We start from the raw sequence: 23875 nt of genomic DNA, 5'->3' as shown, positions 1-23875 counted from the left end.
AATGAGAGAGCACCAAAATCACATCTATTGTTTGGTTTTACTTTACGTAACATTGCGTCCTTTGCGGTAAAAAATTCAACATTTAAAAGTGATATGTCAGCGAAGCTGCGGCCAGATGAATGGTGGTTTTATATGTACCATTACGTAGCGCATTGGTGCCGGTGGATTGGGTCTGATGGCGATCCATTAACCAGACAAAGGTGTATGCCAGGTCAATCGTTGCCTGATCCGAGAGATCAACACCGTAACCAATATGCACCGCCTGCCTGTCATTACCAGGTAGCAATGGCGTGAATTCTGGAGCACTGATAGGCGTAGGGTCATAGGTATACCCCATACGGGCACGCATGGTATCCGAATAAGCCCATTCTGCACCTACACGCAGTGCCCAAACTGCTTTCCACTTTTCTGGCACACTTAATGAAGTACCAATAGATAAGGTTGGACTATATGTGAAAGCCAGTTTATCAAATTTCTTCCAGTTCACCCAATCGGCATCAAAGCTCACTGTCCATTGCTCAGTTGGATGCACCGCAAGACCGATATTCAGCAGATCAGGCATAGTCACAGTGATTGAATTATTGGCAGTCGATGCCGGAAAAAATGGAGCTATAGTAGTCGAACTTCCGTTCGATTTAATTTTAACACTTGAGCGATAACTAACACCTGCATTGAACAACTCGCTCTTATAAAGCGCCGCCACATTGTATCCCCAACCTGTGCCTTTGAAATTTTGTTTCAAGGCTGTACCGTTAAAGTCAACCTTGTACATATCGACAAAATCGACACCGGCGGCAACAGCAAAATGATCACTCAGTTTGAATGCAACATTGCCATTCACGTTCACGGCCTGCAGACGTCCATATTCAGCCCCGCTCGCAAAAGCTGCTGTGGTCGGCCACTGCATTTCCAAACCAAATGGTGCGTTGATGCCAATGCCGGCAGTAAGGCCTGAAGCAGTACCAATCGTCAGATAGGTATGAGGAACAACAATGGTTTTCTTATCGGCACTGGCAGATGTGGCTGCAGGATTAAGATTGCTGGCATTAGGCGCAAAATCAACCGATGGCAACACCACAACACCACCCACGGTCACAGCAGCGCCCTCCTGAAAAGACAAACCAGCCGGATTAAACCAGTTGGCTGAGGGATCATCTGCAACGGCAGTAAAAGCATTGCCCATCCCCATCGCTTTAATCCCCATTTCCGGGATTTGAAAGCCTGCCGCTTGCGCAGTTGATACCCCTGCAAATAACACCGCAGATAAAACAATACTTTTTTTCATCATACTCCCCTCCATTCTCCTGATCTTAGTGTCTCCTAATAAAGTAATATAGACGAAAAAAGTGATTATGCAATTTGTATTACTGAATAATCGAACGGATCAGATGTGAGGCACGGCCATTCACATAGCCAATGGCATACGCGACAATACCATAATTAGTTATCCATGTTCGACTGTTGGCATCACACGCCCATGCTCCCATATAGGTTGCATAATTCGCATCGCTCGGAGCAGGCGCCGTGCATGGACAATCAGGCAAGGTGCCACCTACACATGCCGTAGCAGCCGTACCGCCATAAAAGTTACCAGGATCCAATGGATAAATTTCTACATCTATGGCCGGGTTAACCGCATCTACCGCTGTAATCCATACAATAGCACCGTTGAGTGGAATATCGTTCCCAACCACCGGTACTGCTGCATGTGGCAACGGTGGAATAGACGCGGTGATCACGCCATCCGTGGCAATATCCAATTTGATATAACGCGGCAATTTCGCACTGATGCGATACATCGATGGCTGAACCCGATTGGCATCCCCCTCAGAGAGCGTAACATCCAGACAGTTGGGAAAATTGAGATAGCTCTCCATACATAGATAGCGGCTTCCCATCGGCGAATTATCAAAATACATGACCTGGCCGGCAGTATATACTGTAGCATCGGTATCTACTGCACTACTTCCAGCCACACCCGTTGGACCCGGATCCCATGTATAATTTCTCAACTCCAGATAATCACCTATCGCACTCGCATTCGTGGGCACGAGAGGCTCTCCAAAGGGAGCTGCAACATAGGTGCCTGCATAGGTGTGATTATCAAACTCCGCATCATTGGCAATCGCCCATGCCATATAATTGATCGCGCTCTCAGCATAATAATAGGCCTCAGTCGAGGTTTGTGCGGAAGCACTGGTTTGAATGCCCGATTTGCTGGCAAAATACATCCCCACCGACATCAGGGTTAGCAGGCTGAGCATAATCAACGACGTCACCAGCACAAAGCCGGACTCACCATATTGCGATGGCTCTTTATTTATCGTCACGCGCATCATCAATTCCTCGGCCATGTTTTAAATGATAACGACAAGGTGCGGCTCTGATGCTGCTCATTGTCATAGGCCGCAGTTAAGACCACATTCACTTCACCCGTAGTCGAAATTGTGATGGCCAGACCATTGGCTTCATCCATACCCCGAATCAACTCTTCAAACTTCCACGCACAAATATCAGGCCTGAGCCAGGAGATACAGCCAGCCCCATTGTTTGGACAAGTCGAACTCGGTCGCTGATACTGTATTATACCGGTATGTCCATCCATGTCCTGATAGGTCAGTGTTTTACTGGTCGCATCCCAATAAGGATAAGAGGGAAAACTAGCCGGGTAATTGGTTGGTAAACTCACACTTTTATTATTCGGACTGGCACACACACCAGTAGGTTTTCGCGCTCCGGACACCAGATCTGCGGGAAAAGAGGGGACAGGTGCAGTCACCACTATCGACTCTCTTAAATCAGCCTGCATTAAATGCGAGGCCAAGTACAAATCCCCCATGATTTCAGTCTGTGAAGAGATCACTCTGGACACATTACTATTCGACATAAATATCATCGAGATGCCTCCGACAATCATCAGTCCCATCGACATACTGATAAGCATTTCTATCAGTGTAAAACCGCGCTGTTGACCTTGGTTTCGGCCGCACATTTTGGCCATGTATAGCCCTCTTCTCTCCATTATTTCACCATCGACAGATGTGTCAGGTGAATAGAATGGGATATCGCTTTATGCGACCATGTTACCGTCACCAGTTTGCTTTGCGGTTGAGCCAGAGGCGTTAGCGCATAATAGCCCTGCTTGGTAAAGGTCTGAAACGTCGATAAATTAGCAGGCAAAGGGCCTGTCACGGCTGCTCGGGACACATTCATTGTATAACTAATGGCAATACCCGTAGCGGGTGTACATGTCACACTAAACGGATACGTCGGAAGCACGGTATTATTGAGCGTTGCAACGCAATCAGTGCCAATCACCGGCGCGTAATCCTTGGTAGATTGCTGCCAGGACTCCAGCACCTGTTCAGCCAGATGCACTGCCGTGAGGCGTTCCCTTGATTCTTGCCCACTGGTCATAGTCGAAACAGTAAAACTACCCAATGAGAGTACAGCTACCGATACAATAACCAGGGCCACAAGCACCTCAATCAGCGTAAAACCCGCCACATCAATTCTATTCATCAATGTAAATACGCCCGACCAACTACATTTATGGTGATAATTTTACTGGAGCCACCTGATGTTAATGTAACGCTGCCTGCATTCGCTGTTCCGCGACTGCTGAAAGTACGCCGCGTGGTTGGCGAAACCGTTAAATTATTGGCAAATTGGCTTAAAGGAACCAGTTCATTTTTACATAGGCCACATGAGCTGCTGTTCGTAGTATCCGCATCAAAGGTATATGAGGAGGATGTAAAATTGATGCTCACGCTGCGGTTATCCGCCACGGCCATAATTCTTGCCTGCTTCATTTGCGCCAACAGTGCCTGTGCCGCCGAGCGTACAGCCTGCTTCTCACGCCAGTCTGAAAAAGATGGAATACCGATGGCCGCTACAATCCCCATAATCGCCATTACAATGATCACTTCAAGCAGTGTAAAACCACGTTGACGATCCAGCAAAGCAGAGCTTGGTAAAACTCCGGCTTGCTTGCCCTGATCGCTTCCGATTAGATTCGGGATAATGCGCATCTTATCTTTTATCGCCAAAATCGTTATCTCCTTAAGTATTCTCATGGCCTTGACCGCCATCATAGGATATATGCTTTTCTCCAGCAATCTACCAAAATTGAATGCTCTGTCTGAATATCAACCACCGCTGGTATCACGCGTTTACAGTACCGATGGTGAATTACTGGCTGAATATGCCGATGAACACCGTATTCTCACCCCTTTCAAAGAGATCCCTAAACAATTAAAAGATGCATTTCTGGCTGCTGAAGATCAACAGTTTTACGAGCATCCCGGCATCAATCCGGCCCGTATTGCTTCCGCGGCACTGGCCAATCTGCGCGCCGGGCATACTGTGCAAGGTGGTTCAACCATCACCCAGCAGGTGGCTAAAAACTTCTTACTGACATCCGAAAAGTCCTATGTTCGTAAAATACGGGAAGCCATTCTCGCCTACCGCATAGAACAGGCCTTCTCCAAAGATGAAATTCTCTATCTCTACCTCAATCATATTTACCTTGGCCGTGGTTCTTATGGCGTGGCCTCTGCCGCATGGCGTTATTTCCATAAAAATCTGGATGAACTTACGCTGGCCGAATGCGCCACTTTAGCAGGCCTGCCTAAAGCTCCTGGCAGATATGCACCGCATATCAACCCCAAGAAAGCCCTTCAGCGACGTAATACGGTGCTCTCTTTGATGAAAAGCAGCCATGTCGCCAAAGCCAATGCTGTGCGTATCGCTTCTCGTGAACCAATGATCATTGCACCGTTAGAAGCCAGCAAACTCACTGATGCCTATGCCGATCAGGTCTATCAAGAGTTAATTGATCGTTTTGGCTTAAAAACACTACGCCGTCAGGGCCTGACCATTACTGTCCCATACGATGCACATGCACAGGCCGCCGCGATTGATGCCGTTCGCCGCAATGTACTGGAAATTGAACAGCGTCAGTTTTACCGTTATCCGACACATCATCCGCGCGACACATGGCCTGATTTGTTAAACACCTGGCGACAGGCTGCGGGGGCGAACCCACCGCCACCATCAAGTACAACATTAATCCCTGCCTTGGTTGAAAAGGTCGATAGAAAAGGCACCATGACCGTCAATGATGGCAGCCGCCAATGGAAAATTAAGAAAAGTAACTGGCGCTGGAAATCTATCAAAAACTATAAAAAAGACGGTGCTGACGAAGCGACATTAGCTGCTCTGAAATCACGCCCACGCACATGGATAGCCGGTGATGAAATACGTTTGCAAGGCTTACGCAAACAAGGCGTCCGTATATCCCAGGAGCCATCTGTCGAATCAGCCCTGTATGCTATTGATATGGAGCGCGGAACCGTATTAGCCAGAGTCGGTGGTTATAATTATCAGACCAGCGGTTTTGACCGTGTAGGCAAAGCATTACGGCAACCGGGCAGTGCCTTTAAACCATTCCTTTATACTTCTGCACTTGCAGCAGGTTCTACTGCAGCCACCATTGTAATGGATACACCTGTTATCTTTGATAACAATAAGGGCGATGACTTTTGGCGCCCTGAAAATTATAAAAACAAATTTGCAGGCCCGGTACCACTACGCAATGCACTCGAACATTCCCGCAACCTGGCCTCGATTAAAGTATTACAAAATGTAGGTATCAATAATTTTTTAAAGGATCTGTCTCAATATCCATTAGGTCACACATTCCCGGCTCAATTGGCACTCGCTCTCGGTGCAACCGAAGTAACACCGGAAGCATTAACGGAATCCTATATTCTTTTGGCTGACCAGGGGCGCAAATGGAAGCCGATTGCCGTACAACAAGTACAAGATCGCACAGGAAATACGGTACACCGAGCAGTGGCAGGTAAACGCTGTCAGGTATGCCATGTTGATCCTGTGATGAGTATCAATGCATCCATGCAACCCGCTGAACAGGTGCTTGACCCTATCGACGCATTTCTTATCACCAATATCATGAAAGGTGTCGTTGAAAATGGTACCGGCCGACGTGCCCGTGCGCTCAATCGCCCCTCTGCAGGGAAAACAGGCACCACCAATAAACAGGTAGATGCCTGGTATATGGGCTATACACCGCAAATTCTTACTGCTGTTTGGACAGGTAGAGATACACCGTCCCCAATGGGACGTAGTGAAACAGGTTCCAAAGCAGCACTTCCAGCCTGGCTTGATGCGATGCAATCCTTTCACAAGGGTAAAAAAGTGCGTGACTTTGTTCCACCACAAGGCATTGAATGGGTCGCTATTGATCGCAAAACAGGAAAGTTACCCGGACCTGACAGCACCGATATTTTTATGGAGGCGTTCCGTACAGATACTGCACCGACGCAAGAGTCTCCGGCTACCAGCCCTGAAAACAGCCCACAGAATCAGGAAAAATCCAGCTTCTTCGAACTGGGATTGTAGAGAGATATCTCAGGTGTAATGAGGCTACTCTGGCAATCTACCAGAGCACGTTTACTGCTTACCATTCACCCCTGACAGGTCGTCCGTATTTTCCGCTTCAGGCGGTGGCACGTGTTCGGTTACCAATTTGTATTCAATCGCATCATTGAGCGCCCGATAGGTAGCTTCCAGTACATCAGTGGAAACCCCAACCGTGCTCCATTTACGCTTCCCATCGGTGGATTCAATCAACACACGCACTGCTGCGGCCGTCGCCTCTTTACTGGTTAATACACGCACTTTAAAGTCAGTCATAAACATCGTTTCAAGAATGGGATATGCGTCAACCAATGCTGCTCTCAATGCTTTGTCCATCGCATTGACAGGGCCATTACCAAGTGCTGCCGCATGGGTCATTTTCCCTGCAACCCGTACCTGCACCGTAGCCTCTGATTCGGTATCCAGATCATGACCGCGTTTTTCGTCATACACACGAAAACGAATCAACTCATAATGGCGTTTAAATTTCAGCATTGAACGGTACAATAATAACTGGAACGAAGCATCTGCACCTTCAAAGGCATAACCGATCGACTCCAGATATTTGATGCGTTGCAATGCATCAGCTACAGCTGGATTACCCGCATCCAGGCCCGCATCAGGATCCAATTTCTGCAGTTTGCTCAGTATATTACTTCGGCCTGCCTGATCCGACACCAAAATACGGGGTTCATTACCCACCAGTACGGGATCCATATGTTCATATAAATTACTCTGTTTACGAATAGCTGAAACATGGATGCCACCTTTATGGGCAAACGCATTCTGGCCCACAAAAGGCTGATGCAACCACGGCAGACGATTGGCCATCTCATTGACAAAGTGGGATAGCGAGGAGAGCTGACTCAAGCGTTCAGGTGACACGCCGCAATCCATCCCCATTTTCAACTGTAATACAGGTATAATCGAAACAAGATTGGCATTACCACACCGCTCACCAATACCATTCATTGTGCCCTGCACATGACTCACGCCAGCACGCACAGCAGCCACCGAGTTGGCCACACTCATTTCACAATCATTATGCGCATGAATACCAAGCACTTGCCCCGGTAGATGCTGTTTTACCTGTGAAACCACATCAAAGACCGGAAATGGCGTAGAACCACCATTGGTATCACAGAGCACAACCGCATCTGCACCGCCCTCAACAGCAGCTTCCAGCACATTCAAAGCGTAGCTCTCATTGGCTGCGAAACCATCAAAGAAATGTTCAGCATCAAAAAACACCGTATCAAAATGCTGTTTAAGGAAAGCCACCGACTCCCGCACCAGATGCAGGTTCTCCTGCAATGAAATACCCAGCGCCTTGGTAACATGCACATCCCAACTCTTGCCAAAAATACAGGCTGCATCAGCGCCACTAGCGAGCAACAGATTCAAGCCACGATCATCTTGCACGGCCTGCCCCGGTCGTGCCGTACAGCCAAAGGCCACCAGCTTACTTCGCTGCCAATCTCGCCCCCTCATCTGTTCAAAGAACAAGTCGTCTTTGGGACTGGCCCCAGGCCATCCACCTTCAATCCAGTCTATGCCGAATTCTGCCAAACGATTGGCAATACGTTTTTTATCTTCGACTGAGAAACTGATACCCGCGGTTTGAGCCCCATCACGCAGCGTTGTATCAAACAATGCTACGCTGGATGGTAGTTCTTTTTGTGCATCGATATGAGAAGAGAATTGATGTTTCATAGAGGCGCAGCATTTTACGCTTGAGAAAAAAAAATGATACCGGTTTCATTCACCCTTCAATTGTGCTGAAATCCGATTTTCAATTTATTGATCAAGGAGCAACAACATCATGCGTGCAATCATCATGACTGAAGCAGGTTCAAGCAGTGTATTGAAACTCACAGAAATCGAGCGCCCGGAATGCGGTGAAGATGAACTATTGATCCAGGTCATGGCAGCCGGCATCAACCCGGTCGATACCAAAGTGCGCATGAATGGCCCCATGATCAAACAGACAGGGCCAACGATTCTCGGCTGTGATGGTTCCGGCATTGTTGAAAAGATCGGTGCCAATGTCACACGCTTCAAAGCAGGCGATGCCGTCTATTACTGCTACGGTGGTTTAGGCCAACAAGCCGGTAACTATGCCGAATATATCGCCGTGCCCGAACCTTTCGTTGCCATCAAGCCGGATTGTCTGGATTTCATTGATGCAGCCGCAGCACCGCTGGTACTGATCACAGCCTGGGAAGCGCTATTTGATCGCGCCCGCATTCAGGGCGGTCAAAAGGTCTTCATTCATGCCGGAGCAGGTGGTGTGGGACATGTTGCGATCCAGCTAGCCAAACTGGCCGGATGTGACGTTGCCACCACTGTCAGTAATACAGAAAAAGCCGATTTTGTTCGCCAGCTTGGCGCAGACTTGATTATCAACTACAAGGAACAGGATGTCTGTGAGGCACTGTTAACATGGACGGATGGTAGCGGTGTTGATGTTGCATTGGACACCGTGGGTGGCGAAGCATTTAATCAACTGGTCAATGCCACCCGCATCTATGGTGATATTGTCACTATTCTTCAGGTGCCTGAGAATGCCGACTGGAAAAACATTCGCCTGCGCAATATTCGCGTGACACAAGCGTTAATGCTTACCCCGATGTTGATGGGATTGACAGATGCCGCCGAACATCATGGCGACATTCTCGATCAATGCGCCCAATTTTTTGATCAACAGCAGCTCTCTGTCTTTGTCTCCGATACATTGCCACTGGATAAGGCGGCAGCAGCACACGATCTGCTGGAAGCCGGTGTCATCACTGCCAAACTGGTATTAGAGGTTCAGCAACCTATGACGGAAGACGATGATGGATAACCCTCAACCTAACGACAATAACCGCACCCAATCTGCCATCAGAACCACCACCCTGGTTTATGCACTGCAGGCGGCATCATTCCTGTTGTTTTTCACCTTTATTGCTGCTCTCATCATCAATTACCTGAAAAGGGATGATGTTGCAGATACGTGGTTAACATCGCACTTCAGATGGCAAATAAGAACCTTTTGGTTTGCTCTGTTATGGGCTGGATTCGGAGTGATAACACTACTCATCGGCATTGGTTATTTTATCCTTGTCGGCGTAAGCATTTGGATCATCTACCGCATCGCCAAAGGCTGGCTGGCCTTAGCAGACAACAAACCGATGTATCTCGATGAGTAACAAACACTTCCCCACTGAGTAACGATGGAAAAACTAAAAAAAACAGCGTTGAATTTGATGCGTTTAGTCCTGATATCATTGCACATTGGAAGGCATACACATCTCCAACTTGGGCTTTCTTCTTATATCATCTATGCTTAATACGAAGTATCGGGCAGTTGATTCAGATCTCTGTAATAAGCATACATGGGCAATGAATCTTACAGATCAGGGGGAAGAACATGTTTCTAGGCATTATGGTTACTCTTGCAGCGTGCATTATTATCCTGGGTATTCGGGACTACACACAAAAACACCATACTATTTTACGCAATTTCCCAGTTATCGGGCACACCCGTTATATTCTGCAAAAGGTCGGCCCGGGTATGCGACAATACTGGGTAACCAATGATAAAGAGGAGCAACCCTTCAACCGTGATGAACGATCATGGGTTTATCGCACCGCCAAAAACATCGACAATCATTTCGGTTTTGGTACAACAGAACAACAATACGGCATCGGCTATCCCATCATTAAACATGCCGCATTTCCTTTTCCTGAATCCAAAATCGTTTACCCCGATGGTGATAAAACAGCTATCCCCTGTCTGAAAATAATGGGGCTGGCACATGGTCGCAAACGTCCATTTCGACCCAAATCCATCATCAATATCTCGGCTATGTCCTATGGAGCACTCGGTAAACACGCGATTTCCGCACTCAACCTCGGAGCTGCACAGGCAGGTGCATATCACACTACCGGTGAAGGAGGCATTAGCCCCTTTCACTTGTTGGGTGCAGATATTGTCTGGCAATTAGGTACCGGTTATTTTGGAGCTCGTGATGCATCACAACAGTTCTCCATCGATATGGTTGTTCAACAAGTGAAAACACATCCACAAATCCGGGCCATTGAAATCAAACTCTCTCAGGGTGCTAAACCCGGTAAGGGTGGTGTACTACCCGGCACTAAAGTCACCCCTGAAATTGCCAAAATCCGGGGCATTCCTGTTGGTGAAGCCTGTATCTCTCCTGCCTCTCACAGTCAGTTTCATGATGTTGATTCGATGATTGAATTTATTGAAAAGCTTGCTGATGCAACTGGTTTGCCTATCGGTATCAAATCCGCCATTGGAGAAACAACGTTTTGGGAAGAGCTGGCCGAAAAAATGGCGCATAATAAGGTTGGCCCCGATTTTATCGTTATTGATGGGTCAGAGGGTGGTACCGGTGCTGCCCCTCTCACCTACTCAGATCATGTATCACTGCCATTTAAGGTGGGGTTTTCAAGAGTATACCAAACCTTTCAGAAAAAAGGGATTGCCAACGATATCGTCTGGGTTGGCAGTGGAAAGCTTGGCTTTCCCGATCGTACTGTGGTTGCCCTCTCATTGGGCTGTGATTGTATCAACATTGCCCGGGAAGCCATGCTCTCGATCGGCTGCATTCAGTCTCAGACCTGTCACACCGGCCATTGCCCAACCGGCATCGCCACCATGGATCCCAGAAAAATGCGTGGTCTGGTGATTGAAACCAAGGCCATCCGCTTAACCCAGTTTCTACGGGGCTTCAGAACAGAACTCAATTCACTGGCGCACACCGCAGGTCTCGAACATCCAGCCCAATTTACGCCGGATAAAATTGAGGTGAGTAGTGGTGTAAATAAGTTCCAGGAGCTGGGAGATATTATGGGTTACTGCCCCGACCCTGTTCCCTTTGATGGTATTGCCTCATTAAATGATTCACCCGACAAACCAACGAAGGTCAATTAAACAGTACTTTAGACAGTGCTGATGTATTCAGCATTTCCGCGCAGGGCACGGATGCCCAGCCACAACCGCTCAGGATAAAGATATTGGACTGCCAGCGCCGTCACCCGGTGAGCAGCAGAAGCTGCGAATCAAAGCGGGTAATAAGGGATCTGTTTCATGTCAATACATCCATGTATGGCACTCTTCAGGCATGAGATGTGCAAGTACGCTCTCCTGCGAGCTTGTGAAAGTAGAAACAAAACCACGCTTTTATTTCTACGAACTGATTTTTGGCAGGAGCCAACACATCAGCATCTTCTTAATGTTTTTTCTGAATTAGCGCATCCATACGAATATTCAAATGCTGATGACTAAGCCCTCTCACCAGTTCGCTGAAAATAACTTTGACAGAAAACATCACCGGAACCGTAAGAATCAGACCAAAGAAACCAAAGTAATACCCACCCAACATCACGCCAAGCATAACTGTTAATGGATGCAAGCTGGCAGCCTTTGCGACAATACGTGGGATCACAAAACCATTATCCACAGCCTGCGCAATCATCACTACGGCAAGCGCTAAAATAATATTTAATGCGCTGGGATCACTGGAGATCAACACGGCCACAACAGGTGGTATTTTAGCCAATGAGATACCAAAGAAAGGAATCATATTGAGCAATCCAACTATAATCCCCAACAAGGGGGCATAATCAATACCAGCTATCCAGAAACCGATAGTCGTCACTGTAGCCATAATCACCGCTTGTATGGAAATACCGCGAATATAACTTTGCAGTTGAGTAGCAGCTCGAATATAGATCAACCAGCCCAGTTCAAAATGACGATTCGGCAACAGCTGCATCGCCTGATTCCGCAATGTTAAAAAATCACATAACAAGAAAAATGTCACCAAGGGAATCAATACCAGAGAGGTTGCAATATGGGAAAAGAACGTAGTCATACTATCAATCGTACTTGACCCCTGCTCTCCTACTTGTTTGAGAATAGAGTCTGTTAATTCCTGTGCATTGATCGATGAAATTTCATGACTAACCAACCAGGTGTTTGTATTGGTTAACACAAGCAACAGTTGTTGATCCAGATGACTGACTTGCTCAGATATCTGTTTCACTTGTGTCATCAAGAGTGGATACAACAGTGCCGCGACAAGAATCAGTCCAATCGTTGCCAGCCCCATCACAGTGCCTGAAGCTTTGGCTGTCGGCCATCCCCGCTGAAGAAAATAGTCAACTGCAGGCGATAGCACAGCAAACAGTGCAAGCGACACACAAAGTGCAAAAATAACCGGATTAGCAACAAACAGAATACAAAAAACCGCCAGCAAACCAGCCAGAAATACACCTGTAGCCAAAATAACAGGGTGATAGCTTGATCCTGCCCGTCGATCGCTATGGCGACGCTCAATCATCTGGAAGACTCCTCCTTGACCACACTGGAGAAGTTCTTATTGGATTCTAACAAACGCCCGGCCAACATTGCTCCCAAATTTTTCAACAAAATACAAGCATGTTTAGGCTGACTATTAATCCAGTCATTCAAGTCAGTACGCAATAAGAACACCAGTTCACACGGTTCAATAGCTACTGCATCTGCTGTACGCGCTTGTCCATCCACCAGTGCAACTTCACCAAACAAATCTCCCGCTTTCATGGTGGCCAGATCAACTCCTTTACTACGAATAGCGATACTGCCAGAGCGCAGTAAAATGGCTCCAGCACCTTCATCTCCAGCATGGAAAACCGTTTCGCCCGCATCATATTCACGGGGGTGCATTTTAGCAGCAAACCAACGGATTACAGTCGGAGAAAACCCTTGAAACAACAGGCTTGATTCGCACTTCTTCGCCGTATCTTCAACCCAATCATCCTGCGGTTTAAAGTAGTTGTGCCATAATGCACTGGGGTTTAATTTCCCTGTCATATTTGAACTCCTGACCAACAATGATTGCTCAACTATTTAATATTCTTTGCGGATACTGCCAAAGAGAACAATCTGAACAAGTTTACTTGTCTCGTGAGCATAGACTAATTTTCTGATTTTGCAGTATGCATGCTTTCTTTCAAAGGAAACGCTGAATCATTCAGTAGTTCCCTAACACACTATTTATCTGTCATTTCCCACACACCATCCCATTCATCTGCTGGAGGGTTTTTCTTAAGCACCATACAACGTTCAATATACATCTGAGATAGACCATCATCTGGATGGTGCTCTAAGGCACGTTCAAATTTGCTGATTGCTTTATCCCATTCTGATGCCCTGTAACAAGATAAACCTTCGGTGAAATAGTTCACCGTATCCATCAAATCAGGGAAACTCTCTTCACAATGATGATCCAGCACTTCATAGATATCTACCGGTAACGATTTACCCTTTACAACCACGCGATCAACCGGCCTGATTTTGTACGTGCCTTTTAAGGCCTTATAGGTATTCTCACTGATCAGAATTTGTGTTTTATAATATTTACAAGCACTCTCCAATCTAGCCGCCAAATTCACGCCGTCACCAATGATGGTGTAATCCATTCGGGTCGGTGAACCGATATTGCCTGTAATCACATGACCACTATTCAAACCGATACCAATATGCACGGCAGGTTTGCCAGCAGCCTCGCGCTCAATATTCCATCGACTTAGTGCCTTCATCATACTGATCGCCACACGCACCGCCCTGTCTTCATCATCTTCATGCTTCAACGGTACACCAAAGGCAGCCATAATCGCATCACCAATGAATTTATCGAGCATGCCCCCCTCGGCACGAATACACTCCACCATTAAAGTGAAATATTCATTCAATAAATTAACTGTCCCTAACGCCCCCAGCTCTTCTGTAATGCTGGTGAAACTACGAATATCAGAGAAGAGAATGGTTGCGTTCGTCTCTTTGCCACCCAATATATCTTCTGATTCATCCAATAAATTATTGGCGATACTAGGATCCATATGCTTGGACAGCGTCGAGCGCATACGTTTCTCGGAGCTAATATCCTCAATCATCATCATCTTGCCCAAGCGCTGTTTATCTTGATCAAGCAGATGCACAAAAGTCAGGTTGGCAAATATAGAACCACCTTCAATATTAAGCTCCACATCCATGGCAAGATATGGTTCTTCCTTGTCATTTAAACGCTGCAGTTCTTCAACAATCCAGCCATTCCCATTCACAAAGAAAACTTCAGCTTTTTGACCGATAAGCTCAGATTCATCTGCAACATGCAACATATTCAAAGCCGGCGTATTACAAGTCACAATATAGCCATCTTCATCGAATGTAATCACACCATTAGACATACTTTCCAGCATACTATCATTATAGTTTTGCATCTTCTGCACATCATCAAACAATTTGGCATTTTCCAAGGCAATAGAAATTTGCGCCGTGAATGCCCGCAAACGGGACTCGTCCTCGGACGAGAACGGGCCACCCTTTTTATTCAGCACCTGCGTAACACCTATCAACTTACCTTGCTTGTTCACCACCGGCACACACAAAATGGAACGGGTGAAAAAACCGGTCTGTTTATCAAATGCAGGATTAAAATTCAGATCCGCATAAGCATGCGGAATATTCATGGTCTCTCCGCTGGTAAACACCTTGCCTGCGATACCCAGATGATTGGGGAAACGAATAATGCTGGACTCAATACCCATGCCCACCTGCGACCATAATTCATCTGTTTTCTCATCATTCAAAAACAGGGTGGAACGCTCGGCATTGAGCATGCGTGTTGCTTCTTTCATCACCCGTTGCAACAGCACGGTAAGATCGAGTTCAGCAATCACATTCGAGACCAGATCAAGAAATTCCAGTTCTTTACCATGGCTCTTTTTAGCCTGATCCACCAACTGAGCATTCTGTAAGGTTATCGCTGCCTGGGTAGTCATCGACTCCAGCAAGGAGAGATCGTTAGTAGTAAATTTACCTTTCTTTTTATTCAGTACCTGAGCCACACCGATCACTTCACCTTTTACGGTTCGAATCGGTGCGCATAGAATATTTTTGGTCACATAACCTGTTTGCTCATCAATATCACGGTTAAAGCGCTCTTCTTTATAAGCATCAGGAATAATTTTACCCTGATCGGCATGAAACACCCAACCAGCCACACCACTACTGTTCAGAAAACGAATTTCTCTCTGCACATCACCATGGGCAATGCGTGAAAAAAGCTCACCCGTGTTGGGGTCATTGAGAAAGATAGTGCCCCGCTCTGCATTAATTTCAGTCGTTGTCAGTGCCACCAATGCATTCAATACATCATCAATGCTATCCATGATAGCAATGGTATGGGTAATATTTAGCAACATCTCCATATGACGCATTTTTTCGCCATCTGAACCTGCTATATCATCCCTTTGCAAGGGATAGTCGGCCATTATTGTTTCCTCTCCAATGCTTCTCTGAGAGCAACAATCGTATCTTGTAATTGCATCACTTCAGCACTGGACTTCATATGCTCAGCATGCCCACGCTGTATGCTTTCATGTATATTTACTTCCAGACGAGCCCTGAGCTTTGCAATATTCTGTTGGTATTGTCCAACCTCTTTTGCACACTCCTGCTTCATCACAAACAACTGTTCCACATGATCGGCATGCAGCGCATCCATTGTCTGGCGAATTTCTGAGATCGTTTTTTTGAGCTGCGATACTTCTCGTTCCAGTGCCATACAGGCATCGGCAGTGCGTTGTGCCGACGCTGCATTATTAGACTCAAGTACATCCCGCAAGGTCGCAATGGTCTCTTTCAACTGAATGTTTTCTGCCCCCAGTAATTCTGCTGCATTGGCATGCAACGACACTGCTTCATTCATTTGCCACTCCACATTCGCCCTATGCACACGTGTTGCTTCTTCAGATATACAATCATACTTAGTAATAGACAGTAATGCTGGATATGTCCAGCAATAACTGTCTTTAGAGCAACAATATTTACCAAGAAAAAAGGGCAGTGCTCGAAAGCACCGCCCTTTATAAACAGAGAAGCATTCAGCTTCAGACAATCATGCCTGCACCCACAGTATTATTGGTAAAGGTATCGATTAGAATAAAGCTGCCAGTGAAACGGTTGTCTGCATATGAATCGTAGTGCAGTGGCTTCATCAGCTTGAACGTAATCTGGCCAATCTCGTTCATCGCCAGCTCATCCGACGCATCCTTATTCAAGGTATGGATGTCGCGACGAAAATCAATACTGGCCACCATCGCTTTCACCGTATTGGTTGTATGCTTCAGAAGATACTTTTTGCGCTCAGTCAGCGGCTCATCACCGATCCAACAGACATTGGCCGTCAGTTCTTTGGCGTCGAGCGCCTTATCTCCAACGTGGGTCAACATATCCCCACGCGAGACATCAATCTCATCATTCAAGGTCAACGTAATGCTCTGCGGTGCAAATGCCTCTTCCAGATTGCCATCAAAGGTCACAATCTCTTTTACAGTAGAGGTGTTACCACTTGGCACGGCAACCACTTCATCACCCACCTTCACCGTACCCGAAGCAATCGTTCCCATAAAACCACGGTAATCCGGCAAATCTGCTGTTTGAGGACGATTCACCAGCTGTACAGGCAGACGGAATGGCTGCTTATCGATATCACCAAGTGCTGACAGTGTTTCCAGTGTCTCCAGTAAGGTATTACCTTCATACCAGTCCATCTTATCACCACGTACTGCCACCATATCACCATCAAGCGCTGACATCGGCAGGCAGATCAGATCATTGATACCCTGCTTGGCACAATACTCCTGCATATCCAGACGAATCTTTTCAAACACCGCCTGATCATGGCCAACCATGTCCATCTTGTTCACAGCTACGATGAGATGCGGAATATTCAACAGTCCAAGAATATGGGTATGACGTTTGGTTTGTGCCAACACTCCATTACGTGCATCAATCAAAATAATGGCTGCATGGGCTGTAGAGGCACCGGTCACCATATTACGCGTGTACTGCTCATGCCCCGGACAATCAGCCATGATAAATTTACGTTTTGGCGTCGCGAAATAACGGTAGGCCACATCAATCGTAATGCCCTGCTCACGCTCAGCTGACAAACCATCGGTCAGCATAGCCAGATCAATCTCGCCAGCCGAGGCAATATGTGTTGTGCCCTTCTTCTTGCGCACGGCCAAAAGCTGATCTTCAAAAGCACCTTTGGTATCCACCAACAGACGGCCAATCAACGTCGATTTACCATCATCCACGCTACCCACCGTCACCAGACGCAGCAGCTCAATTTCCTTAGCCATTTTGATATTCAATTTTGTCATCACAAACCCTCATAAACCTTTCAAACACTTCCATAGAAGCTCCATCTCCACCCAGGAGGGGTGGCGAATCAGCGCTGCTGATTCGTAAGGCAGAAGAAAATCACACTTTTCTTCTGCCGTTAAAGCAAAAGGGCAGGAGCCCTTTTGCGGATCAAACAATCAGAAATAGCCTTCTTTCTTCTTATCTTCCATGCTGTTGGAACCGTGATCGATGATACGGGTCTCACGTTCCGAACGACGCGCTGCTGCAGCTTCAATAACAATCTCATCCATATTGGTTGCATCCGAACGCACTGCACCTGTGCAAGGGCCGCAACCCAAGGTCCGGAAACGGGACATCACCATGGTAGGCTCTTCACCTTCAAGCAGCTGATCTTTGGTTTCTTCATAATACGGAATAAGGAAATCTTTGCGTATAACCATTGGACGCTCTTTAGCAAAATAAAGAGGAACGATTGGAATATTCTCTTCGCGGATATAGAGCCAGACATCCATCTCGGTCCAGTTGGAGATCGGGAATACACGTACGGATTCACCATCGTGAATCTTGCCATTATAGAGACTCCATAATTCAGGCCGCTGATTTTTCGGATCCCACTGACCAAATTCATCACGCATGGAAAACACACGTTCCTTCGCACGCGAGCGCTCTTCATCACGACGCGCCCCACCGAAGGCCGCATCATATTCACCCTCTTCCAGCGCATCCAGAAGCCCCTGTGTCTTTAGCGCACCACAGCAACGCGCCACACCATGTTCTTTCGGGTTCATGCCCTTAGCAATCGCATCTTCATTGCGACGCACAATCAGATCAGCGCCAACTTCTTTGCAGTAGCTGTCACGGAACTCATACATCTCTTTAAATTTATAGCCTGTATCCACGTGCAACAGCGAAAATGGCAACGGCGCAGGATAAAAAGCCTTGCGTGCCAGATGCAGCATCACACTCGAATCTTTACCCACTGAATAGAGCATCACCGGATTACGAAACTCAGCCACCACTTCACGTATGATATGAATCGATTCTGCTTCCAACGCTTTCAGCTGGGTCAGTTTATGCTCAGATATTTTATTGTCAGACATTTGTATCTCCTACCATTATTACGCGTATCTTCATCATCTTTAACGTAAGCTTATCATCCACGCTTTTATGAACCACTAAGCCCAACGCCTACCATTGGCCACCACAGGCTTGAAACAACAACGAACAGGATCAATGCAGCCAGCGAAAGCATGCCGCCAAAACGTAGCATGGCCAAACGCTGCACAAAACCCGTTGCATAAATCATCGCATTCGGTGGTGTTCCCATCGGCAGCATAAAAGCAAAACCCGCTACAATACCAACCGTTAACGCAACCGTTAACGGGTCAATACCGGCAGAAAGACCAACCGGAATCGCAATGGGCAGCAGTATAGCGACCGCAGCAGCATTACTCACCCCTTCTGTCAGCAACAGCGTTGCAATCGTCAATACAATCATCAATGACAGACCAACCAGACCGGCCGGGAAAAATTGCATCGCTACCCACGCCCCTGCACCACTGACACTCAAAGCAGAGCCTACTGCAATAGCACCACCATACATCAGCACCACACTCCAGCTAACATGCTGCTCAATTTCATCCCAGCGCACCAACCGCAATGCAAACATAGCTGCCACACTGAGCAGAGCTATCGAAGCCAATGACAGCGCATGGCCGGCAAACATCCAGGCAATCACTGTCACCAATAACAATCCGCCCATCAACCAGCCACGCGGCTCTAAATTACCCACTTCCAACTGACGACGCTCGACACACTGACGTGCCCGATCAACATTCACACCTTCAAAGGGTGTAATCACCAACAAAATCACTGCGGCCAGCAGCAGCATCAGAATCACCACAGGTGCTGCTGCCATTGTCCAGTCCATAAAGCTAAAGGATTGCCCGCTAATCTCCTGTACCATACCCAGCGCCAAAGGCCCGCGTGCTCCACCGAGCAGCGTCATCACTCCACCAATGATAGCTCCCCAGGCCACCGCAAAAAATAACGATTGGGCATAACGATCACCGATTTTCAGATCCAGACTGCGTACAATTTCCCATGCAATGGGTAAAAACACAGCCGCCACCGCATGCTCCGGCATAAAAAATGCCATCACAGCAGGGAGAAACAACATCGCCATCAGCAACTGCTTGGGCCCGGAACCCACGCGGTCAATCAATGCCAGAGCCATGTGCTCTGAGAGGCCGGTTACGCGCGCACCAGCTGCCAACATAAAGGCACCAAGTATAAAAAACAGCGCCGATGAACCAAACATGCTATAGGCCTCTGCTGCATCCAACACCCCGGTCAGCGGCAATAGAGCCAACCCCAGCAACGAAGTCGCTGCCAACGGGATTAAACCAGACACCCATAGCGCAAGACAGAAGAGGAAGATCAGCAATGCATTCCAGCCGCTATCAGTTAATCCGGCAGGAATATCCTGAGCACCTGCCCAGAGCCCCAGAGCAGAGAGTATGATCAGTGCGAAATAGGGAATCCCCTCTTTGGCCAATAGCAAGTGCATCGGCTTGTTCAGTGTTTGCTGATAGTTCTCATCCACTTTGCCATTGGAGCGCAGATAACGACGCAAAGCATCCATCCAGCCCGACACATGACTACCCATACTTGAAGTAATAACCTGTTCTGAAAGATAAGGATCTTTACCAATCAGCAGCCCACTCTCCATCGGCGTTAATACGCGTCCCATATCTCTTAAACGATGCGTGGGTAGGCCAGAATGCTCAAGCAGCTCATATTGCACCAACAGCGCATGCTCGACGTCATCCAGGCTAGGTAATGAATTGTCACATAACGGCGTACCCGGCAGTGGCCTGAATGGCAATAACATCGGTACAATGCCCTGTTCAATTAACTTTTTCATACCATCAAGTGTAGATTGCAGTGGCTCCAACCCCACAATCAGATGGCTAACCACAGCACCTGCACGAAACACAGAACGAGCATATTGCAGTGCGCCATAAATCGCATCCTGTCCACCGGACGCATGCTTACCCGGACACACTTGTGCGAATCGCTCTGCATCATTGATCTCAAGATTACAGACAAACACATCAAGGCCAGCTTCATACAGTTCATCAATCACTTGTACATCAAGCGGTGCAATTGTTTCCAGCGCAATTTGCCGGTGTCCCAGATGTTTACGCAGCAGTGCAATCACGGCCACCAACTGTCTCAACCCCACATCATCGGAAGGGGAATAACCATTGTACAGATACACCGTTTCTACTTCACGTTCAGCCAAGGCAGCACGCACCGCCTCAACCAGCTCCAGTGGATCACGCAGTGGCGGCTGATCCTCATTCGTCATCGATTCGTACTGACAATACTGACAGGCGTTACCCGACTGATTAAAAAAACCACAGCCCATGAACGGATGCAGAATCAACAATCTATCATGCAGCGACGCAAAGCTGCCCATGCGGGCACCACTACGTGTTTTCTTCTGATAAAATACAGGAGCAGGAATCAGCGTCACTTCAGACACTTCACCACCGCAATGCAGCAACGTTTTATCACCCTTCTGTTCTAAAGAAAAACTACTTTGCTGTGTATAAGGTTGGCCAACCGGCACCGTGCACAACTGGCCGGTGGGTAGTTTAATATCCAGTACAGTCTCAATGGCATTGGCCTGCGACACCCATTGGGATGCATGCTGCAAGCCATCAGGCAACGCCACGCCACGACTAACCAGAGAGAGCTTGGTACGCCCCGGATTAGCAAATGGATGCAGATCAGTACTGGATGACATCATCAGTGAAGCCTATTGATTACTTCTATCGACGTTTAAATCGACGAAATTTTCTCCACTCTTATTTTCCACTGGCTATCTGAAATCTTCTCTTTGCTGTGCACTGTCTGCCCCTGCTCTTCAAGTGATAGCGGTACATTCTCAATCGGTGCACCATCATCAAGAATCACATCCAGCAAAGAACCAACAGGCATCATGCTCATCTTAATTTTGGTTTTCACAAAATTCATCGGACACGCCACACCAGTCAAATCAAGCAAGGTAACATCCGAACTCTCAACGACTACTGCTACTTCTTCAGTCACAACAGCTTCAGGCGTTTCCGGAACCGCAGCAAAACGTTTCTGAGCCACTGCTAACCAGGCCGACTGTACTTCACGTAATTTGGTCACACCGGCACCCGGATCGGCCAGATCAATACTCATCATCGCACCCTGCACGGCATTAAAACCAGCCATCACATCGGCATCAGCACCGGCATTAGCGATTAACAGACCAAACACCTCAGCATCTGCTTCCGGTGCTTCGCCATAAGCGACAAGAAAAGCACGTGCTGCTGAGATAACAGAACGGCGCAGAGCAGTCTGTGCTTCAGCCCAGAACATGGCATCAATATGTGCGCGTGCAAGCAGCATTTCATACTCTGCCTCTGAGATCAACGCATCAGACATCGAGAGTACCGCTCCGGCACACTCGCCCTTCTTATTGCCCTTGGTATTAAACGCTTCGTTTTCGCTCCAGTCGTAAATCAGACCATCGACTTCACCAGCATCGGCTTTAAACGGAGCTAGAATTTCAGATAAACCTTCTTTGCCCAAACGCGCAGCCCAATCATGGGTGGACTCATTTTCAAGACGACCGGATTTGTATGCATTTAGCACAGCAATACCCGCTTCCGGTGCATATTTAGCTGGTACCGGGTCTGTCGCAAATGCCAGGGCTGAACCACCTACCCCTGAACCACCCACATGCAATTGATAGTGCGGTACAGCCTGACCTGCCACTTTTTTGGCCATACCATGGAAACCGAGATCGGCAATATGGTGACGGCCACAAGAGTGCTGACAGCCTGATGCTTTAACCGTAATACCGGCCAATGTTGCATCCTTTTTCAAGTCAGCCATCAAAGGCTGCAGTGCTTGTGCCAAACCACGGCTGGAAGTAATACCCAGACGGCAGGTTTCTGTACCGGGGCAAGCAGTCACATCAGCGATACCACGGGCATACTCAACAGCCAAACCGGCATCAACCAGGCTGCTCACCAATGTTTCAACTTGATCAGCATCAACGTCGGCAATCACAAAGCCCTGCTCAGCGGTAACACTCAATGCATGCGTACCTGCTGCACGTGCTGCATCAGCAACCGCGTGACACTGTGCCGGTATAAGGTCACCACGGAACAGATTCAGCAAGACCGCTTTTTTACCATTATGCTGATCAACCACACCGGTGTCAGAACTCGGTAATGCAGCAGTAGGTTGACGCCAATTTGACGCAACATAATCGCTATCACCAACATGCGTGCTTTCAATCACTGCGCGTTGTTTTTTATACTCTTCAACAAATCCTTCTGCACCGAGCTTCTGCGCCACGTATTTCAAGCGTGCACGGGCACGACGTTTACGATCAGAAAATTTAAAATGCATACGCATTAACGCTTCACCGACAAGCAGAACATCGGATTCAGGAATAAAGTCTTCCAACAATAGCGCGCTCATTGGCTGGGACGACAAACCGCCAGCAGCCCACACTTTAAAGCCGTTCACACCATCTTTCACTGTAGCAATGAAACCTGCATCGTGCATACCGGAAAGACCGCAATCGGTATCACAACCGGAGAATGTTACTTTAAACTTGCGTGGAAATTGCTGCGCCAGGGGATGACGTAAAAAATATTCAGCAAAACGGCGTGCATGTACCGACACATCGGTATTTTCTGCTGGACAACGCCCAGCTAAAAAACAGGTCGTGACATTGCGTACTGTATTACCACACGCCTCGCGTGTAGTCAGCCCTGCGGCATCCAGCCTTCGTAAAAAAGCCGGCACATCATCCAGACTTACAAAATTCGCCTGAATGTCCTGACGTGTAGTGACATGGGCAAATTTCTCAGGAGCCTGGCTCAGCGTACCATCAGTTGGCATACAACCGGCATAATCAGCCACACAATCTCCGATCACATCCAGCTGATCCGGTGTAACATTACCACCCGGCAATTTAACACGCACCATCTGCACGCCTTCCTGACGTTGACCATATACACCCATCTGTAAACGAAATGGTGTAAAGCGCTCTTCAGACATGGTACCAGCTTTAAAGGCCTTATAACCCGCTTCGAACTCATCGACATCGGCCGTCTGTGCAAAATCAAATGTTGTCATCGTTTAACCTCTTTTCACCACAGAGGACAC

18 protein-coding genes are annotated in these 23875 nt (G+C 47.5%); 4 read left to right on the top strand and 14 right to left on the bottom strand.

What is annotated here, in order from left to right:
• Positions 1-82: 82 nt before the first annotated feature.
• The 5 genes from D8Y20_RS10440 to D8Y20_RS10420 all read right to left on the bottom strand — a co-directional run bounded on the left by D8Y20_RS10440 (position 83) and on the right by D8Y20_RS10420 (position 4049).
• Entirely contained in the window at positions 83-1288 is a 1206-nt protein-coding gene (locus D8Y20_RS10440; RefSeq protein WP_121543468.1) for an OmpP1/FadL family transporter, read from the bottom strand.
• 76 nt (positions 1289-1364) lie between these two features.
• The gene (locus tag D8Y20_RS10435; protein ID WP_121543466.1) at positions 1365-2354 is read right to left on the bottom strand and encodes a pilus assembly PilX N-terminal domain-containing protein; all 990 of its coding nucleotides are present in this window, start codon (positions 2352-2354) and stop codon (positions 1365-1367) included.
• Positions 2339-3001, bottom strand: a complete 663-nt coding sequence (locus D8Y20_RS10430; RefSeq protein WP_236075394.1) for a PilW family protein — start codon at positions 2999-3001, stop codon at positions 2339-2341. The genes D8Y20_RS10435 and D8Y20_RS10430 overlap by 16 nt, the downstream gene beginning before the upstream one ends.
• A 20-nt stretch (positions 3002-3021) precedes the next feature.
• Positions 3022-3522, bottom strand: a complete 501-nt coding sequence (locus D8Y20_RS10425; protein ID WP_121543464.1) for a prepilin-type N-terminal cleavage/methylation domain-containing protein — start codon at positions 3520-3522, stop codon at positions 3022-3024.
• Complete coding sequence (locus tag D8Y20_RS10420) at positions 3522-4049, bottom strand: GspH/FimT family pseudopilin (protein WP_236075393.1); 528 nt, start codon at positions 4047-4049, stop codon at positions 3522-3524. Before D8Y20_RS10420 ends, D8Y20_RS10425 begins: the two co-directional genes overlap by 1 nt.
• On the opposite strand from D8Y20_RS10420, the gene D8Y20_RS10415 reads away from it, so the two are divergent.
• The gene (locus tag D8Y20_RS10415; protein WP_236075392.1) at positions 4024-6423 is read left to right on the top strand and encodes a penicillin-binding protein 1A; all 2400 of its coding nucleotides are present in this window, start codon (positions 4024-4026) and stop codon (positions 6421-6423) included. The two genes, D8Y20_RS10420 and D8Y20_RS10415, sit on opposite strands and share 26 nt — an antisense overlap.
• Positions 6424-6474: 51 nt before the next feature.
• Here the strand turns inward: D8Y20_RS10415 and cimA are convergent, their stop codons facing one another.
• Positions 6475-8154, bottom strand: a complete 1680-nt coding sequence (gene cimA, locus D8Y20_RS10410) for a citramalate synthase (RefSeq protein WP_121543460.1) — start codon at positions 8152-8154, stop codon at positions 6475-6477.
• Positions 8155-8263: 109 nt separating this feature from the next.
• Between cimA and D8Y20_RS10405 the strand changes: the two genes are divergently transcribed.
• From D8Y20_RS10405 to D8Y20_RS10395, 3 genes are all read left to right on the top strand, one after another.
• Entirely contained in the window at positions 8264-9286 is a 1023-nt protein-coding gene (locus tag D8Y20_RS10405; RefSeq protein ID WP_121543458.1) for a zinc-dependent alcohol dehydrogenase family protein, read from the top strand.
• Positions 9279-9632, top strand: coding sequence for a hypothetical protein (locus D8Y20_RS10400; RefSeq protein WP_121543486.1), 354 nt, complete (start codon positions 9279-9281; stop codon positions 9630-9632). The genes D8Y20_RS10405 and D8Y20_RS10400 overlap by 8 nt, the downstream gene beginning before the upstream one ends.
• Before the next feature lie 221 nt (positions 9633-9853).
• Entirely contained in the window at positions 9854-11383 is a 1530-nt protein-coding gene (locus D8Y20_RS10395; RefSeq protein WP_121543456.1) for an FMN-binding glutamate synthase family protein, read from the top strand.
• 298 nt (positions 11384-11681) lie between these two features.
• Here the strand turns inward: D8Y20_RS10395 and D8Y20_RS10390 are convergent, their stop codons facing one another.
• The 8 genes from D8Y20_RS10390 to D8Y20_RS10355 all read right to left on the bottom strand — a co-directional run bounded on the left by D8Y20_RS10390 (position 11682) and on the right by D8Y20_RS10355 (position 23845).
• The gene (locus tag D8Y20_RS10390; RefSeq protein WP_121543454.1) at positions 11682-12794 is read right to left on the bottom strand and encodes an AI-2E family transporter; all 1113 of its coding nucleotides are present in this window, start codon (positions 12792-12794) and stop codon (positions 11682-11684) included.
• Positions 12791-13306, bottom strand: coding sequence for a cyclic nucleotide-binding domain-containing protein (locus D8Y20_RS10385; protein WP_121543452.1), 516 nt, complete (start codon positions 13304-13306; stop codon positions 12791-12793). The genes D8Y20_RS10390 and D8Y20_RS10385 overlap by 4 nt, the downstream gene beginning before the upstream one ends.
• A gap of 179 nt (positions 13307-13485) precedes the next feature.
• On the bottom strand, positions 13486-15768 hold the full coding sequence (locus D8Y20_RS10380; protein WP_121543450.1) for an adenylate/guanylate cyclase domain-containing protein: 2283 nt from the start codon (positions 15766-15768) through the stop codon (positions 13486-13488).
• A complete protein-coding gene (locus D8Y20_RS10375) occupies positions 15768-16205 on the bottom strand; it encodes a hypothetical protein (protein WP_121543448.1) in 438 nt (145 codons plus the stop codon). The genes D8Y20_RS10380 and D8Y20_RS10375 overlap by 1 nt, the downstream gene beginning before the upstream one ends.
• A gap of 181 nt (positions 16206-16386) precedes the next feature.
• Positions 16387-17667, bottom strand: coding sequence for a sulfate adenylyltransferase subunit 1 (locus D8Y20_RS10370; RefSeq protein ID WP_121543446.1), 1281 nt, complete (start codon positions 17665-17667; stop codon positions 16387-16389).
• 159 nt (positions 17668-17826) lie between these two features.
• On the bottom strand, positions 17827-18750 hold the full coding sequence (gene cysD, locus D8Y20_RS10365; protein ID WP_201265623.1) for a sulfate adenylyltransferase subunit CysD: 924 nt from the start codon (positions 18748-18750) through the stop codon (positions 17827-17829).
• Positions 18751-18815: 65 nt separating this feature from the next.
• Positions 18816-21467, bottom strand: coding sequence for a DASS family sodium-coupled anion symporter (locus tag D8Y20_RS10360; RefSeq protein WP_236075391.1), 2652 nt, complete (start codon positions 21465-21467; stop codon positions 18816-18818).
• 32 nt (positions 21468-21499) lie between these two features.
• Positions 21500-23845, bottom strand: coding sequence for a sulfurtransferase TusA family protein (locus tag D8Y20_RS10355; RefSeq protein WP_121543444.1), 2346 nt, complete (start codon positions 23843-23845; stop codon positions 21500-21502).
• Positions 23846-23875 lie beyond the last annotated feature (30 nt).

This window comes from Mariprofundus sp. EBB-1 (assembly GCF_003665155.1).
Lineage (GTDB): Bacteria > Pseudomonadota > Zetaproteobacteria > Mariprofundales > Mariprofundaceae > Mariprofundus.
Note: the sequence above shows the minus strand (reverse complement) of the source record. Positions and strands in the feature narration are given on the sequence as shown.